15 protein-coding genes and 1 riboswitch are annotated in these 17,515 nt (G+C 42.3%); of the genes, 12 read left to right on the top strand and 3 right to left on the bottom strand.

Annotated features, from left to right (window positions below; all coding sequences use genetic code 11):
- Positions 1-8: 8 nt before the first annotated feature.
- A complete protein-coding gene (locus HDC92_RS00420; protein WP_183871599.1) occupies positions 9-1,220 on the bottom strand; it encodes a serine hydrolase in 1,212 nt (403 codons plus the stop codon).
- Positions 1,221-1,302: 82 nt separating this feature from the next.
- Positions 1,303-1,504: riboswitch (cobalamin riboswitch) on the top strand.
- A 95-nt stretch (positions 1,505-1,599) separates the two neighbouring features.
- Between HDC92_RS00420 and HDC92_RS00415 the strand changes: the two genes are divergently transcribed.
- From HDC92_RS00415 to HDC92_RS00360, 12 genes are all read left to right on the top strand, one after another.
- Entirely contained in the window at positions 1,600-3,663 is a 2,064-nt protein-coding gene (locus tag HDC92_RS00415) for a TonB-dependent receptor (protein ID WP_183871596.1), read from the top strand.
- Between the two features lies 1 nt (position 3,664).
- Positions 3,665-4,789, top strand: a complete 1,125-nt coding sequence (locus HDC92_RS00410; RefSeq protein ID WP_183871594.1) for a YncE family protein — start codon at positions 3,665-3,667, stop codon at positions 4,787-4,789.
- 18 nt (positions 4,790-4,807) lie between these two features.
- Positions 4,808-5,791, top strand: a complete 984-nt coding sequence (locus HDC92_RS00405; protein ID WP_183871592.1) for a PKD domain-containing protein — start codon at positions 4,808-4,810, stop codon at positions 5,789-5,791.
- A gap of 2 nt (positions 5,792-5,793) precedes the next feature.
- Positions 5,794-6,927 (top strand): YncE family protein, encoded by a 1,134-nt coding sequence (locus HDC92_RS00400; protein ID WP_255484277.1) that lies wholly within the window; start codon positions 5,794-5,796, stop codon positions 6,925-6,927.
- A 21-nt stretch (positions 6,928-6,948) separates the two neighbouring features.
- The gene (locus tag HDC92_RS00395; RefSeq protein WP_183871588.1) at positions 6,949-8,046 is read left to right on the top strand and encodes a cell surface protein; all 1,098 of its coding nucleotides are present in this window, start codon (positions 6,949-6,951) and stop codon (positions 8,044-8,046) included.
- 71 nt (positions 8,047-8,117) lie between these two features.
- The gene (locus tag HDC92_RS00390) at positions 8,118-8,687 is read left to right on the top strand and encodes a DUF6580 family putative transport protein (RefSeq protein ID WP_255484276.1); all 570 of its coding nucleotides are present in this window, start codon (positions 8,118-8,120) and stop codon (positions 8,685-8,687) included.
- Positions 8,688-8,810: 123 nt separating this feature from the next.
- On the top strand, positions 8,811-10,295 hold the full coding sequence (locus tag HDC92_RS00385) for a TolC family protein (protein WP_183871584.1): 1,485 nt from the start codon (positions 8,811-8,813) through the stop codon (positions 10,293-10,295).
- A 35-nt stretch (positions 10,296-10,330) separates the two neighbouring features.
- Positions 10,331-11,317 carry an HlyD family secretion protein gene (locus tag HDC92_RS00380; protein ID WP_183871582.1) on the top strand — a complete coding sequence of 329 codons (987 nt, stop codon included), beginning with the start codon at positions 10,331-10,333 and terminating at the stop codon, positions 11,315-11,317.
- Positions 11,317-12,486 carry an ABC transporter permease gene (locus HDC92_RS00375; protein WP_015807748.1) on the top strand — a complete coding sequence of 390 codons (1,170 nt, stop codon included), beginning with the start codon at positions 11,317-11,319 and terminating at the stop codon, positions 12,484-12,486. Before HDC92_RS00380 ends, HDC92_RS00375 begins: the two co-directional genes overlap by 1 nt.
- Positions 12,470-13,642: an ABC transporter permease gene (locus HDC92_RS00370; RefSeq protein WP_183871580.1), complete on the top strand. Its 1,173-nt coding sequence runs from the start codon at positions 12,470-12,472 to the stop codon at positions 13,640-13,642. Before HDC92_RS00375 ends, HDC92_RS00370 begins: the two co-directional genes overlap by 17 nt.
- Positions 13,643-13,747: 105 nt before the next feature.
- Positions 13,748-14,521 carry a DUF72 domain-containing protein gene (locus tag HDC92_RS00365; RefSeq protein WP_183871578.1) on the top strand — a complete coding sequence of 258 codons (774 nt, stop codon included), beginning with the start codon at positions 13,748-13,750 and terminating at the stop codon, positions 14,519-14,521.
- A gap of 53 nt (positions 14,522-14,574) precedes the next feature.
- Positions 14,575-14,745 (top strand): hypothetical protein, encoded by a 171-nt coding sequence (locus tag HDC92_RS00360; RefSeq protein ID WP_183871576.1) that lies wholly within the window; start codon positions 14,575-14,577, stop codon positions 14,743-14,745.
- 18 nt (positions 14,746-14,763) lie between these two features.
- Here the strand turns inward: HDC92_RS00360 and HDC92_RS00355 are convergent, their stop codons facing one another.
- Together HDC92_RS00355 and HDC92_RS00350 are read right to left on the bottom strand one after the other, a co-directional pair.
- Positions 14,764-16,551: an STN and carboxypeptidase regulatory-like domain-containing protein gene (locus HDC92_RS00355; protein ID WP_183871574.1), complete on the bottom strand. Its 1,788-nt coding sequence runs from the start codon at positions 16,549-16,551 to the stop codon at positions 14,764-14,766.
- A complete protein-coding gene (locus HDC92_RS00350) occupies positions 16,548-17,510 on the bottom strand; it encodes a FecR family protein (RefSeq protein WP_183871573.1) in 963 nt (320 codons plus the stop codon). The genes HDC92_RS00355 and HDC92_RS00350 overlap by 4 nt, the downstream gene beginning before the upstream one ends.
- Positions 17,511-17,515: the final 5 nt, after the last annotated feature.

Here is a 17,515-nt window from a genome sequence, read left to right as displayed (position 1 = left end):
GCTGAAGTTTATTTTTTGTTTTTCCTTTCCAGTTCGTAGCTGTAAATGGTTTGGCCCAGCGCTTTCATAAAAGGAAAGCATACGGTGTCGTATTCGTATTTTCCATCATTATAGATGCCATCTTCGTTGGATTGGACCACTGCCGTTAAAAAGAATTCGATGTTGTTTTTATCGTCTTTAAAATAAGCATTGTCGATGATAAAGCCATAAGAATCGCCGTACTTGTTAAATATTTTCAGGTCGGGGTTAATGACGGCATTCTTTTCGCGCCCATAATACAGCATTTTGGCATAAGTTGGCCAGAATTCTGTTGGGTCATAAGCAGGATAATCGCTTTCTGTAGGGAGCTTGCTCATATAAGTATAGATCAGCTGATAATCTGCAGGGCGAAGGTTAAACCTTTTTGAGGCTGGAAATGCTTCGGGATGGATGAGCTTTTTCATCAGTGCCTGCTGATCGGAGATGCTAAATGCATTTTTGTTGGCCAGGTTAAAGGGTTTGTTTACCAGTTTCTCTGCGCTGTCGATATAACCGATACCCATTACCGTATGGGTTAAAGTAAGGGGGTATTCTTTCGGGTCGTATTGTGCAGACTGGGTGTATACCAGTTCCTTGCCGTTATAAAATTTTATCGGGTTGGTATGTTTGGCCGACTCGCCGGCATCGCCTATGGCCAGTCGGTTCAGGATACGGCTGGTCTGATAACCATATTTCTGTAGTTTGCTGTTGATTTCGGCACGTCCAATAAACTCAAACAGGCGGTTAAAAGCATCGTTGTCGCTGGTCAGCAATATTTTTTTGATGTAGTGCTCAACAGAGGGCAATCCGTTTTTAGCGGTTTTATCGGTCGTTACTTTGGTTTGGCCGGCCCAGGCACTATCCGTAATCATGCTGCTTTGCGCAGTAAGGCCTTTTATTTTAAGTTCATTTATTTTTTCAAGTGCAAAAATAACAGCGGCCAGCTTTACGGTGCTGGCAGGGTAGAAGTAGCGGTGGTCGTTTAAATTGTAACTAAAGGATTTGAAGCTGATCTTGTTTGCCGCATTGCGGTTTACCTGGGTATACAATACCTGTACCTGATTTTTTTGAGGATGGTTTAAAACACCTGAAAAGCGTTCAGGGTTTTGTCGCATCAGTTTTTCAATAAGTAAGGTGTCGGTTTTTTGGGCCATGGTATGGAAGCTGATGAGCAGCAATAAGGGGAGAATGATCCTGTTCATTATTTGATAGGTTAATGCTGATAAATATAGGTATTAAAAAAATATATAAAAGCCTGATGTTGGTGATGGCCGGATAATTAATTACATTTGCATCGCTTTTGGTTCCCGGTTATGTTGACCGGGATTAAAAGGGAATACGGTGTGATTCCGTAACTGTCCCGCAGCTGTAAGCTCTGTAACGGTGTTCAAATCGAAGCCACTTTTTATCCTGTAAGGAAGGATGATTGGGAAGGCAGAACATCCGGGAGTAAGTCAGAAGACCTGCCATAAGTGGTAATATTTCATAGCTTTCGGGGATTGAAGCTTGGAGTGAGTGCTTGTTTATTGTATTTCATTTCCTTGATCTAACTGTTTGCTGTGGGTAAAAACTCACATCAAAATGATAAGAAAATCAAGTGCCATACGTGGCATGAATTGTCGTTTCTCTGTTTTTTTTAAAGCTATACTTTGGCTGGGGATTTTTATGCCCCTCACTTTGTTTGCCCAGGAGGATGTGGTTAAGGCTAAAAAAGCCGATTCTATTGATAAGGTAAACCAACTTAAAGAAGTACAGATCAGAACCATAAAGATTGGCAGGAGGCAAACTTCATCTACACCTTTACAAATCCTTTCGGGCGAAGAGTTGCAACGCCTGAACAGTTTATCGGTAGCCGATGCCGTCAGGTATTTTTCGGGGGTACAGTTAAAAGATTATGGTGGCATTGGTGGCTTAAAAACCATCAATGTGCGCAGCATGGGTACCAACCATACTGCTGTTTTTTACGATGGGGTACAATTGGGCAATGCACAGAACGGGCAGGTCGACCTGGGAAAATTTTCATTAGACAACATAGCCGAAATTGAGCTGTATAACGGGCAAAAGAGTACCATATTTCAATCGGCGAAAGGCTTTGCCGCCGGAAGTTCATTGTATATAAACTCAACGCAGCCTGATTTTGAAGATGGGCGCAGTGATAAATGGAAAGCCACGTTAAAAGGTGGTTCATTTGGCCTGATAGATCCTTCTGTGCTTTGGCAGCATAAAATCAGCGAAAGCATATACAGTTCCTTAAGTGCCGAATGGAAAAAAGCAAGTGGCCGTTACAAGTTCAGGGTAAGGAATTACGGCTATGATACCACGGCAGTAAGAGAAGATGGGGGGATTGAGACCATGCGGCTTGAGCTTGGACTGAACGGGGTATTGCCGGATAGCAGTCTGTGGACGGTTAAGTTGTACGGATACAATGACAAACAGGGCTTGCCAGGGGCCATAGTAAATAATGTATGGCGTTTTCCGCAGAGAATGTGGAACAGAAACTTTTTTGCGCAGTCGACCTTCAAAAAAGACCTGCACAAATATCATCTTTTGGCTGCTGTTAAATATGCCAGCGACTATACCAAATATCTTGATCCGAACTATGTAAAAGATACTGGGTTTCTGACAAATATCTATAAACAGCAGGAGCTGTATTTTTCGCTGGCCAACCGTTACCAGCTCAGTTCATTCTGGGATATCGTTTTGTCGGGCGATTACCAATGGAACACTTTGGACGCCAATATGGATCGTTTTTCATATCCTACCAGGCATACGGGCCTGCTGGCCCTGGCTACCGAAATTCATTTGGACAGGTTAAATATTCAGGCCAATTTGCTGGGCACACTGGTTAATGATGAGGTAGAACGCTATTTTTCTGCGGGTAATAAAAGGGAACTTAAGCCCTCTGTAATGGTTTCCTGGCAGCCTTTCCGCTTAAAGGAATTTCGTTTACGCGGATTTTATAAGGATATATTCAGGATGCCTACTTTTAATGACCTGTATTATACCCTATTGGGGAACACTTTCCTGAAACCGGAATATGCAAAACAATACGATCTTGGATTTACCTATATCAGGTTGATTGACAATCATTTGCTGAACCAGATCAGTATACAGTCGGACGTATATTACAACAAGATCAGAAATAAGATTGTTGCAGTTCCAGGGGCCAATTTGTTTACCTGGAGCATGCAGAACCTGGGGTTGGTAGAGATCAGGGGCCTGGATGTGAATATACAGACCGGCTGGCGTATTGCCGATCAGCTGATGGTCAACACCGGTATTACCTATACCTATCAGAAGGCTTTGAACATGACAGATGTGAACCTGAACTATAAGAACCAGATCCCATATATTCCTGTACATAGTGGTTCCTTTACTGCTGGTGCCGACTGGAGAAACCTGGGTCTGAACTACAGTTATATCTATACGGGCGAGCGTTATGATCAAAGTGCCAATATTATTGAAAATTATGTTCAGCCCTGGTACACCCATGATATTGCCTTTCATTACCATAAAGATTTAAAACATGCCCGTGTTAAAGTATCGGTCGAGGTAAACAACCTTTTGAATCAAGATTATGAAGTGGTTACCAATTTTCCAATGCCGGGCCGGTCGTATCGTTTCACCTTATCTTATGCTTACTGACATGAAAAATATACAGCTAATTATATGCCTGTGCAGCCTGGTGTTTGTGGCCTGCAGAAAGGACCTGCAGCCCTCTAAAGAAGAGACACAAATGCTGACACCCGATCCGGGCAGTGTAATGAAAGGGTTTTATGTGGTGAACGAGGGGAACATGAACATGAACAAGGCATCCCTCGATTATCTTAACCTGAGAGAAGGGATTTACCGCAAAAATATCTATGGTACGGCCAATCCTGAGGTGATTAAGGGGCTTGGTGATGTGGCCAATGATATCGGGGTATATGGGTCGAAGTTATACGTAGTGGTCAATGTTTCCAATAAAGTAGAAGTACTGGATGTGAAAACAGGTAAAAAGATCAGTCAGATCAATATGATCAATTGCCGTTACATCACTTTTCATAATGGTAAAGCTTATGTGAGCGCCTATTTGGGAAGGGTTGGTGACCCAAGTGCGCCCAGGGGTATTGTTGCCAGGATAGACACACTGAGTTTGCAGGAAGAGAAAAGGGTGGAAGTGGGCCGGCAACCGGAAGAAATGGCCATTGTTGGAGAAAAATTGTATGTGGCCAATTCTGGGGGGTATAGTCCGCCCAACTATGAACGCACAGTGTCTGTATTGGACCTGAATACTTTTCAGGTGCTAAAAAATATAGATGTGGCGATCAATCTGCACCGTATTAAAGCTGATCAGTACGGCGACCTCTATGTGACCTCGAGGGGGAATTATTACGACATCCCCTCTAAGCTTTTTGTGATAGATACGCAGACAGATGCCATAAAAAAATCATTTGACATTGGCATCAGCAACCTGGCGATTGATGGCGACCTGGCTTATTTTTATGGTACTGTATTCAGTTACCTGACTGGCAATAACACCATTACCTACGGAGTACTGAATGTAAAGGATGAGGTGCTGACGGATAAAAAATTTATTACAGACGGCACGGATAAAAAGATCATCATCCCTTATGGGATTGCAGTGAACCCTTTTACAAAAGATGTATATGTTACCGACGCCAAAGATTATGTTTCGCCGGGTATGCTGTATGGTTTCAATGCGGCCGGGAAAATGAAATGGTCTGTTAAAACAGGGGATATCCCCGCACACTTTGCATTTATTTATTAAATCATATATCGTTTAAAAATGACTTTCAACAAAAACATCACGCTGAGGAATTTAAAACCGGCATTCATCGCTCTTGCTGCTTTTCAACTATGTTTAACCGCATGTAAAAAAAATGAACCTGAGGCCACAGTTTACGAGCCCAGACCGGTAACTTCTTCGAGTTCAAAATTTATCAGTAAAATATATGAATACCTGCCTGCCCCGGGACAGTTCATTAACGAAGGGCTGGGTACTCCTGAGGCTGCCGAAACACTGGTTGGAAAAGCAAACGAGGGCCTGGTTTCTTTAGGTGGTTATGGGGGTTACCTGATATTTGGTTTCGACCATTCTATAGCAAATGCTGAAGGCGCTGATATTGGTATTTATGGTAACCCTTTAACGGGGGTGAATATGGAATGGTCTGAGCCTGCCATTGTAATGGTGATGCAGGATCTGAACGGCAATGGTTTACCAGATGATGGCCCCTGGTTTGAGCTGGCCGGAAGTGAATACCATAAAACAGAGACCATAAAAAATTATAAGATCACTTATTATAACCCTAAAAATACAACTGATGACATCAGGTGGACAGATAACCAGGGTAAGGAAGGCTATGTTTTAAGAAACAATTTTCATCGCAAACAGTATTACCCTTTATGGATAAAGAACCAGGAGGAACTGAGCTTTACGGGTACGCTTTTAAAGAATACGCTGAATGATGGAAGTATCATTACCAATAAACCCTTTGAATGGGGTTATGCCGACAATGGATCGGAAGATTTTAAAGCATTGATGGCAAGTAAAGGCTCGGCGTACAATTCCTTAGATATTTCCTGGGCTGTGGATGATAAGGGTAAAAAGGTACAGCTGTCGCATATTGATTTTGTGAAGGTATATACCGGACAGAATTCGAACGGGAATCCTTATGACCCCGACAGGACCAATCCTAGAGCGAGGTTCCTTGGAGAAATTTCTTCCGAAATAGGCGGTGCAATTGACTTGAGTTTACATTTAAAAAAATGAGAATGAAATTAATATATAAAACAAACATGATGAACAACTTTAACTTTAAAAAACAGGCGCTGGTTATATTATCGGCCTTCGTTTTGGTATTGGGCGCCTGTAAAAAGGATAAATTGCCGCCAATTGACCCTCAGCCAAGTGCTACAACCGGAGTGTATGTGTTGTGTGAGGGGCCATTTGGCCAGATAAACAAGAGTACCATTACCTATTATGATATAGCTGCCGAGGCTGTAGAAAAGGACTATTTTAAAAAACAGAACGGAATTAACCTGGGGACTGGTGCCAGTGCTCTGAAACAATACGGAAGCAAAATGTATTGTGTGGTTACAGGGGATAACGATACAGATAAAGATGCCTATGTTGAGGTAATTAGTATTGCATCAGGTAAATCGCTTAAAAGAATCCCGTTCTTTAATGATACCAAAGATTTTTCTCCAAGAAATGTCGTTTTTTACAAAGGGAAAGCTTATGTATCCGGATATGATGGTTTTATAACTAAAATAGATACAGCCAGTTTAGGTATTGAAGCACGACTGGAAGCAGGTGGTGCGATGGAAGAAATGGCTATTGTAAACAATAAGTTATATGTTACCAATTCTTTGCATCCCTATGTAAGCAATCCGATAAATTCGTCAGTTTCTGTGGTTGACCTGAACAGTTTTACCAAACTAAAAGAAATTCCGGTAAGTTTTAATGCCAATAAAATAGCTGCTTCAGCAAGTGGAGATTTGTTTGTCGTTACCAGAGGGCAATATCAGCCTTTTATTGCTCCTGCTTTTGAAAAATTGAGCAGTGTTACAGATAGCAAAGTGCAGACTTATAACTATGATTTAAATGCAATCACCATCTCAGGTGCAAAGGCTTATGTAATTACCGGCGATTATCCATCGGCTATAAAAACGTTTAATCTCGCAAATGCTACTATTGGTGCTGATTTTATTACAGATGGAACAGCTGTAAGTAATATTTATGGCGTTACTGTTAATCCACTTAGTAATGACGTATATTTAGCTGATGCAACCGATTATTCGACCGATGGTAAATTTTTCTGTTTTGGAGCTGATGGCAAAAAGAAATTTGAATTTGCTACCGGTTCAATCCCACAAAGTGCAGTATTTAAATACAACTATAAATAATTTTAAGGAAAGGCCCTTGCTATGAAAACTAAACTTTATTTGCTTTTGATCTTGCTGGGTGTTGCGGTGTGGACTGCCTGTACCAAGGATGAAGAAACGGAGCAGATCCCTGTGGTTAAAATGAATATCGAAAATAGTCCTATTAACGGTAAAGTGAATGAGACGATCTCGTTTTCGGCGTTTAATGTAAACAATAAGGTGTATGCACAGGAGTGGAAACTGGAAGGTGAAGTTAAAAGCAATACCGCTGATTACGATTTTACGCCTGCAGCTGCCGGAATTTACAATATAGAATATACGGCCACCAATAGTGCCGGTATTTTTAGCTATAAATATGTGATCAATGTGGGGGTGCCTACTGTGCCATCGGGCCCTGGCAGCAACAGTTACGTAACCAAAGTGTTTGAGTTTTTACCCGGACCAGGACAATACACCAATAAAACCCTTGGCAGCATGGAAGGTGCTAAAAGTTTGGAAGGCCAGGAAGGTGCCGTTTCTTTGGGTGCCTGGGGTGGCTTTATTGTTTTGGGTTTTGACCATACGGTAATTAACGAAAACGACAAAAATGACCTTGTTATTTATGGCAATGCGCAGTTTAATTGGGCAGAGCCGGGTGTGGTATGGGTGATGCAGGATGCGAACGGCAATGGTAAGCCCGATGATACCTGGTATGAGTTAAAAGGCAGTGAATTTGGCAAAGAAGGCTATATCCGTAATTATGAAGTGACCTATACCAAACCTGCAAAGGGGGGTAATGTATCCTGGAGGGACAATAAAGGGAATACCGGTGTAGTCGAAATCAGTGGTACAAATGTTCAGGCTTTCCCTGCCTGGATTACGGGCAATGAATATACTTTAAAGGGCTCTTTGTTGCCTTTGACAGGGATTAAGCCGGGTACTTTGATTACCAGTTTTCCTTTTGCCTGGGGTTATGCCGACAATGCGGTGGGTGGAGACCAGTTTGATATTGCGAATGCAGTTGATGCCGAGGGAAAGCCGGTTTCACTGTCGGGCATAGATTTTATTAAAATACAAACAGGCATTCAGGCCAATTTAGGCATCTTGGGAGAGTTGTCTACCGAGATTATGGGGGTGGCTGACCTTAGTTTGGTTAAATAAAATTAAAGTTAAACGATGCCTGTTTTGTTATCCATAGAAATAATATAACTTTGTTTTATAATTAAATGAACATGTCTGAATCTAAATTTAATCCCAGTACTGTAATTCTGATATTGGTTGTAGTACTTGTCAGCATTATCCGCGTGGCGGCACCCCATTCTGATAATTTTAAGGATATTGCAAATTTTTCGGCGGTAGGGGCCATTGCCATGTTTGGTGCAGCTTATTTCAACAATCCGCTTAAAGCCTTTGGTTTTCCGTTAACCGTGCTGTTACTGAGTGATATTTTTATTGCCAGAACCTCTGGTTATGGTTTCTTTTATGATGGCTGGTACTGGACTTATATAGCCTTTATCCTTATGGTGGCTGTAAGTAGGGTATTGTTGAAAAAAGTTAATGTTCAAAACCTGGTTATGGCAGCCATTTCAGTTATTCTGATCCACTGGGTAGTGGCTGATATCAGTGCGATGTACATTCCCGGATTGTATCCACCTACGCTGGCTGGCTTCTGGGCCTGTCTGGTAGCCGCTGTTCCTTTCGAATTGAAGTTCTTATATGGAACGGTAATTTATGGTGCAGTGATGTTTGGCTTAAAGGCATGGTATCCGTCGTTGAGTTTTAAAAAGGGCCTGAGCGCTTAATATTTTAATAGATAATTTAGGAAAGGCTGCCTTTGGCAGCCTTTTTTGTTTTAGCCAAACTTTTTGCATCTTATGTTGTTACCTATATATTAACGCTGCTTTGGCATCTTTTTATAATGCTGTATGATTAAATATCTACCTGCTCATCTGCTCAAAAAGGAACGGTATAAGTTATTTGTATACCTGTTGGCTTACTTTTTTATGGTTTTTGAGGTGGAGGCTTATGGCCAGACTACAAGCCTGAATGCCTGTTTTGATTTAGCCAGAAAAAATAACCTTAGTGTAAAGCAGGCCAGGTCTGCCTTATTATCCGGCCAGTACAACCTGCAGGCCGAAAAAAAGAGTTATTTACCCAAGGTAGATTTATTGTCAAGCTATACTTATCTGAGCAGCCCTCTGACCATAAACCTGCAAACCGTTAAGGATGGAATTGTAAATGGCTCATCCCAGCAAAGTGTGAATGCTGCAAATGAGGTGTTTAAAGAAATTACCGGTAATAATCTATCGCAGGCCGTACAGGACAGGATTTACAATACTTCGAAAAATATCATTGGTAGCATTTATCCTGATTATAATCCGGAACTTAGTAAACAGTCGTATTTTGTTGCTGGTCTTGGATTAAGGCAACCCATATTTCTGGGAAATAAGCTGGATGCCGCGCAAAATCTGGCACAATCGCTGGTCAACACAGCGAGTATCAATGTGAATGTGGTGAATAAGGAGGTTGATTTTCTCATTGCCCTGCAATACCTGCGGATTTTGTACCTGAATACCATTTTAAATAAGCAGGAGTTTATTGTGATGGCATTAAGCAAAAATAAGAACTATGCAGACGAGCTGGTAAAAAACCAAATTCTGGCCCCTTATCAAAAAAGCTGGACCAATGTGGTATTGATGCAGGCCCGAAGCCAGCTTACGAGCCTTAAGCTGGATAAGCAGAATGCCCATCTGGAACTGAATAAACTTATGGGCCTGCCACTGGATACCAATGTGGTGATTTCGGATATCTTAACATACACGGGGATTGCAGCAGTGGCGGCCCAGGGTGATTACTGGACAGAAAATCCTGTATATCAATTGGCGGCCAGTAAAATCGCTTATGCCAAAACCTCTGAAAAGATCAGCAAATCATTTGCCCTGCCCAATATTTTTGCGATAGGCAATTACAATTTGTACCAGCGCGACCTGCCGGTAACCATGCCCGACTGGTTTGTTGGGGTTGAACTGCAATGGTCGTTGTTTAACGGGCAAACCCGGAAGCGTACCCTTGCTGCCAGGCAACTGGTTGAGGAGGCTAAACTTGCCGAAGAAAATGCAGGGCTGCTGCTGCAGGTGCAATCAAAAATTGCAAAAAATCAAATGACCTCGCTGGAAAATGAAGTTGGGGTACTCGACAATGCCCGGAAAGAGGCGCAGACCACATCCCGGTTAATTACCAAACGTATGGAAAACCAGCTGTCTTCGCCCAAAGATGTAAATGATGCGGTGCTGATAGAAGCAGAAATGGAAAAAGCATATTATACGGCTGTGCTGGGTTATTACCTGGCGCTTGCCGGCTATTTTAACAGTTTAGGGAACCCCCAGCAAATCAGTCAGTTTATCAGGTAATTTTATCAGTAGGATTAACAGGAAAAGATACAGCTATGAAGAAATTTATAAAAAACTATTGGGCACTGCTTATCCCCATACTTGTTGTTATAGTGGCCTTGTTTTTCTTTCTTGCCGGAAATAAAGATGAAACGCACCTGATCGGCATGGTAGATGCTTCCAGTGTAGATGTGGCTGCGGAGTTTCCAGGGAGACTGGACTCCCTGCTGGTAGAACAGGGAGATACAGTTAAGGCTGGACAGCTGCTGGCTATTTTGCGTTCCAATGAAATTGATGCCATTAAGTCGCAGGCCTTATCGGCTATAGATGCTGCCAAAGGACAACAGGAACTATTGGTGCAGGGCGCCAGACCTGAGCTGATTGAGGCTACATCAAAACTTTATCAGATTAGTGAGGAGCAGTATAAGCTGTTCAATACCACCTACCAGCGCATGGAACGCTTGTATAATGCAGACGTGATTTCCGGGCAGGAAAAAGATGTTTTTTACTTTCGGTATCAGGCTGCAAAAAAAGAAATGGAAACAGCACAGCTCAATTTGCAGATGCTGAAAAATGGCACACGCCCCGAAATCATCAAAACGGCCAATGCCATCGTAAAACAGGCAGAGCAGGCTTATGAGCTGACCAAAGCGCTTGGCGACAATACCAAAGTTTATGCCCCGGCAGCTGGGGTGATCTCGAGCCTGGTTACCCATCAGGGGGAAATTGTTTCTATAGGCTATCCGATGATGACCATTGAAAAGAAAAATTCATCACTTATAAGGTTCAATATCCGGCAGGACAGGGCGAAAGACCTGAAAGTAGGAGCTATGGCAAAAGTGACCATTCCTGGTTGTGAGTCTGAAACTTTTGAAGTAAAAGTATCTGCCATTTCGCCTACGCTCGAATTTGCCAATTGGGTGCCTTCAAAAGATAAAGGGCAATTTGAGCTGCGTACGTTTACTGTAGAGTTTAAGCCTGAGAACCTGGCCGCAGTTAAAGGTTTACGTTCGGGGATGACGGCTTCATTAATCCTGCCCTGATGCAAGCAATGGGGCATATTATTTTACGGGAATGGAAACGGATACTTCGTTTGCCGGTATTTTACATAGTAATGCTGGTGATACCCGGATTGCTGTTCTCATTTTATGCCCTGATCTACCAACAACGGGATGCCAGAAACCTGGCTTTCGCCATCTGGGATGAAGACCAGTCGCCCCTAAGCCGGCAGCTTATTTTCCTGCTGCAACAGCGGGAAACCTTACAGATTACCCGCCGAGTAGGTACTGAAGCAGAAGTTAAGCAGCTGATCCAAAATGGAGTAATACTGGGGGCTGTTCATTTTCCGGCAAACATGCAGAAAGACATTTACAGCAGGCATCAGGCCCATGTAACCCTTTATACCAATGCAGCATCACTGGTGCCTGCCAAACTGATCTATAAAGCCGTAGCTGAAGTGGTTATTATGGGCAGTTCGGGTGTGGTGTTGCAAAAACTGGTAAAGACCGGTATGAAAGCAGACCGGGCTATGGCATTGGCCAATCCGGTTAAACTGAATAGTTATCAATTGTATAATGCCAGTTACAATTACCAGGAATACCTGGTTCCGGGGCTGATTACAGTAGGTATCCAGATGATCCTTATCATCAGCAGTATGCTGGCATTGAATTACGAATGGAAAACGAATACCATGCAGGAGCTTTACGGTTTGGCCAAGGGTTCTGCTTTACTGGTTATTACCGCTAAAACCATTGCACACCTGGTTTTTAGCTGGGTTAATTTTATACTGATTGCCTTTGTCCTGTTTCCCTGGTTTGGTATTGGTGTGCCGGTTGCGACAGGCAAGTTCTTTTTAATGTACACCTTGTTGTCGGTTGCCTGTATAGGTATCGGTATGTTCATTTCGGCTTTATTTAAGGATGTGATGTTATCGGGTGATGTGGCCTTGTTTTACACTTCACCAGCCTTTGTTTTTAGTGGTTTTACTTTTCCAAGATGGGCAATGCCATGGTACGATCAATATTATGCGACCATTATGCCTTATACGCCGTTTCTGGACGCCTTTTTTAAAGTATATTACATGAACCTGCCCATGCATTATGCGCAGGCTGACATCAATAAGCTTGTTTTGTTTTGTGCGGTAATGTTTCCGACCGCAATTTTATTATTTCAGCACCAATTTAACAGCAGCGTAAATGAGCAGGCCGCATAAACCATCTTTAATCCAGCTCTTTTTAAGAGAGGTTACCTTGGTGGCAAAGGACCATAGTTTATTGCTTACACTATTGATTGCACCTTTGCTGTACGCTTTTTTTTATGGCAGTATTTATATCAATAAAGAAGAAGAGCAGGTAAAACTGGCTGTGGTAGACGACGACCAGTCGAGATTGTCCCGCCTGCTGCAACAGCAGATAAACAATTCGCAGCTGGTGGAACTGATCCATTTTTCTGACCTGGAAACTGCAAAAGAACAGATGTACAGCGGTAATTGTCAGGGTTATTTTTATATCCCCAGGGGTACACAAAGTAATTTGCTGACACTTAAACAAAGTAATGTAGTACTTGCGGTAAATGCGGCAAGATTTCTGCCTTCCAGTGATTTATTAATGAGCGTGCAGCAGATTTGCCTTACTGTAGGAGCGGGGATAAGGCTGCAGTATTTTGAAAAGAGTGAAGGCTTAAGCAGGGCTATGGCCATGCAAAATGTAATGCCCATTACCCTGGATTACCGCCCGATGTTTAATGAAAGGTCCAGTTATGGAGCTTTTCTGTTGCCTGCATTGCTGGCCCTGATCTTACAGCAGACACTACTGATCGGCCTATCGGAAAGCGTTGCCGGAGAAAGGCAGCAGGGCAGTATAAAAGAATGGTTTAAGGCTGGCATTTCAACCGCAATCTGGGGCAAAGGTTTATTTTATCTTGTTGTTTTTGGCGCTTATGGCTTCTTTTTCCTGAATGTAAACTTTAGGCTACTCAATTTGCCCATGCGGGGCAGTGGTTTCCAACTGGGCGTGTTGCTGCTCTTTTTGTTGTTTACATTGATACCCATGGCCCAATTTATAGGTTCTTTGTTCAGATCGCAATTGCTTTGCCTCCAGGTGATGGCCTTTTCAACCTATCCCATTTTCCTGATTACCGGATATACCTGGCCTTTTGAATCACTGCCAGTGCCGATACAGTGGGTATCCATGCTGCTGCCCACTACGCCATTTATTAAAATATACACGGCCATAGTTCAATCTGGTGCCGACTTGCTGGCCTATGCCGCTGCTTTGCTGCACCTGTTATTGCTTTGGTTGTTGTACAGCACTGCCTGTTACATAAGGTTTAGAAAGCTGGCCCGGCAAAGCAAAGTTCATTTAGACTGAGGCTTAAAAGCAGCAGCTGCGACAAGTAGTTTGAATGTTTTTGAACAGCCGGGGTTCAAACAATTCATATTGTGGACTGGTTATAATAGAAATTAAGCTGATGATATGGAATATGTTAAAGGTACAGTATATTATTCTGGTACCAGTGGTTTGTTATTGCCCGTACCCAACAAAGAATTTTATCCGGAAGAATTTAAGGCCGGGAGCAGATTGAGTTATTATGCTTCTCTTTTTAACAGTATAGAGATCAATAGCACATTTTATAAAATGCCCATGGCTTCAACTGTTGCCAGATGGGCGGCAGATACGCCAGCAGGCTTTAAGTTTACCTTTAAATTGTGGCAGGAAATTACACATAGGAGGAACCTTGATTTTGAACCTGAGGCAGTTGCAGAATTTATGAATCGGATTGCCAGTGCGGGCAGTAAAAAAGGTTGTTTGCTGGTACAGTTCCCCGCCAGCATTAAGCCTGTACATATCCGGGAGTTAACTAAACTTTTGAACTGCATACGCAGGGCAGACCCTGATCTGTTGTGGCACATAGCTGTTGAATTCAGGCACCAAAGCTGGTATCGGCAGGATACCTATGACTTGCTGGAGGAATTCAGTATGGCCCCCGTTCTTCATGATAAACTTAGCGAAGGGGGACAGTTACTCAACAATTCGCTTGATTTTGTATATCTGCGTTTTCATGGGCCTGAGGGAGATTATAAGGGAAGTTATCCGGATGATTTTTTATATGAATATGCGACTTATATCAGGGACTGGCTGGTTGAAGGAAAAGAGGTTTATAGCTATTTTAACAATACGATGGGCAATGCGATCGGAAATATGGAATTGTTAAGAAAGTATGTGCACAATAATGCAGATAATTTATGACAAACCTTTTTGCATAAATCTTGTTTTATGTTTAAACTTTTAATTTTTTTAACATGAAGAGCAAAGTCAGGGAGAATAAGCCAATTAAAAATATAGGCACAAGTAAGTATGGGAACCGGGATTATTATTTTCATGCAGATGAGGATTTTAGGGAAGACCGGGATTGGGGGAAGACAAAAACGACAACTGTCAAAGCATTAGCAAAGCCAACAGATCCATACTGAGATTTTGTTTATAATGTTTTACATGAAGGTAATGCCGGCATTGAAACCCAGCCAGCCCTTTGTGTTGCTGCCAAAGCTGGTATGGTGCTGTGGAACAATGTTTTGCTTATAGCCTGCTGAACTGGAATTGGCGGGATTATCGCTGCTGTAAACAGCGTAGGCAGGGCCCGCAAAGAGGCTTATGCCCTTAACCAGCTGTACCTGCAGGTTGGCCTGAACTTTACTCAAAAGGTTGGTACTGTCCCACTTACCCAGATAGAGCAGCTGACCAGTTGTTTCAAGACCAACAGACAAGCACCTGTTAAAAATAAAATCATGGCCAAGGCCTATACCCACAGTTCGTAATTTTTCGTTTTGTGATAGGTTTAAGCCTGCAAATAAAATGGTATAAAGATGGGAATTACCTGTTTTTATAGACAGATTGGTGTTTACAGTTTCGTTGGTAAACAGGCTTATTTTATGATAGCCATGTTTTACAAGGTTTATCAACCCTAAACTGTAACCGGATGAAGTATCTGATACATTGATAAGGCCAAGCTGCAAACCATCCATTTTTTTGGCATAGTTAAGAATACCAGCAATTTGTACCCCCTTTAAGTGCCTGGTCATATTAGCTATACCAGCTATCTGGGTGCCTTCCATGTCTTTGCGTACCAGGTTGGCAATTCCAGCAATTTGTACCCCATCAACATTTTCTTTAATAACATTTACAATTCCTGCTGCCTGTACACCCTTCATACTCCTGGCCGACAAGTTGCAAAGACCGGCAACCTGAAAGCCTTCAGTTTCGCCTTTAACACGGTTAAGCAGTCCGGCTGCCTGGAAGCCTTTCTTTTCGCCACTTACATTGTTCAGTAAACCTGCCACCTGAAAACCGTTTACAGCGCCGCCAGCCTCATTAAAAAGACCAGCAAACTGTAATTTCTTCACATCACCTTTGGTAATGTTAAAAAGCCCTGCAATTTCAAGTCCATCTGTGCCTGCGGTATAACCACCCAGAACATTCAGTGAAAATTTGTTGACCACCTGGGAACTCATGATGCCGTGGGAGCTTAAACCTGGTGTAAGTGAAGTTTGAAAAGGACTGTTGGCAAAAAAACTGGGGATGTTTAGACTCTGGATCCTTTGTTTGGAAGAAATGAAGAACCTGCCGATTCCCGAATTTTCGACATCACTGAACAGACCGTTTGCTTCATCTGCGTTTGGGTCTTTATAACCCTCTGGTTTCACTTTAATGTCAGATAGGAAGACGAGCGTGGTGTCTCTGTAGTTTTCTTTGGCAGCTGTTAATATCACTTCATTATGGTCACCTTTAAACCTCAGTTTAAAGAAGCCCTCATGATCTGTAAGTGTAGACTGCAAGAGACGTTTTTCATAAACACTGGCCTGTTTAACCTTACGACCGGTTTCTGTATCTATTACATAACCACTGATCAGGTAAAGCTTGTCGGCAGTAGTGATGTTTTCAGGTTCTATGGTAAGGTGGTTTGCTGCATAACGGAGAATGATATATTCCCCGTTTTCCTTGTAATCTACCTTGTTGTTAAAAAGCCTGTCCAATATTTCCCTTACCGGCGTATTTCTGACATTCAGACTAACCAGGCTATCTGTTGTGAACAAGGCCCCGCTGTAAGAGAAATAGAATGCCCCGGCGCGGCTAACCCTGGTGAGTACTTCTGATATCTGCGTATTTTTTACTTCTATACTTACTCTTTTTTCTAAATTGTGTTTAGAAGGGGCAAGTGGCATTTGGGCTTGCAGGTATCCGGTAAGGATGGACAGGATGAGCGTAAGTTTTAATTTCATTTGGTATTTTTAGACAACAAGAGCTGGTTTTCGTTACGGACAGACTTTAAATCAAGCGTAAGACAGATTGTTTTTAAATTATCGGCTAAACTTGCTGTGGTTTTTAAAGTTGTAAATAAGGTCAGGTCTCTTATGGCCGGATCTTTAATCACGATTTCTGAATTATAAGCCTCATTTAAAACTTCAACTACACGCCATAAAGGGGTATTATTCAATACAAATTCGTTGCTGCGGTAATAATTGTACAGCTGATCTGTACTTTGCATTTTAACCAGTTTGTCGGTTGTGTTTTTTATGATTATTTTTTCTCCCTTGTGAAGGGCTATTTCATCCTTGCCAAGGCTTACTTTTACGATTCCGGTCTCGACAATAACTTCAGTTTGGTGGTTTAAGTGTTTTACATTGAAGGAGGTACCCACTACAAGTACAGCAATTTTGTCTACATCAATTACAAATGGCCGGGTTTTATCGTGCAGTACGTTAAAAAATACTTCACCCTGCTGCAGATGGACGCTTCTGTTTTTTTTAAAATTAGTTGCATAGCTGAGTTGGGTGTTTTTGTTGAGTGTAATTTCAGACCCATCGGGGAGCAATTGTTTGTTTATGGTGTTGCCAGCGGTTATGGGTGTATAGGAAACCGGTGAAAAGATACTGTATACAGACCATATAGCAGCAATGAGGAAAAGAACGGCTGCAATTTTAAGCCATTGGTAGGTTGGTTTTATGCGGCGTACAAGGGGCTGATGTGCGGCTGATGCTCTTTGTTTAAACCTTAGCCAGGCTTCATCTCCGTTAACATTGCTTTGGGTGGAAAGCTTTTTACTGCTGTTCCATATTTGTTTAAACTGTTCAAAATGTTTTGCATTGGAAGGAGCGGCGTCTAACCAGTTTTGTACGGCTATGCCTTCCTCTTCACTTGTTTCTTTTAGCAGAAACTTTATCAATAATTCATCCGTCATGCTGT

The sequence above is a fragment of the Pedobacter sp. AK017 genome (assembly GCF_014200825.1).
GTDB lineage: Bacteria > Bacteroidota > Bacteroidia > Sphingobacteriales > Sphingobacteriaceae > Pedobacter > Pedobacter heparinus.
Note: the sequence above shows the minus strand (reverse complement) of the source record. Positions and strands in the feature narration are given on the sequence as shown.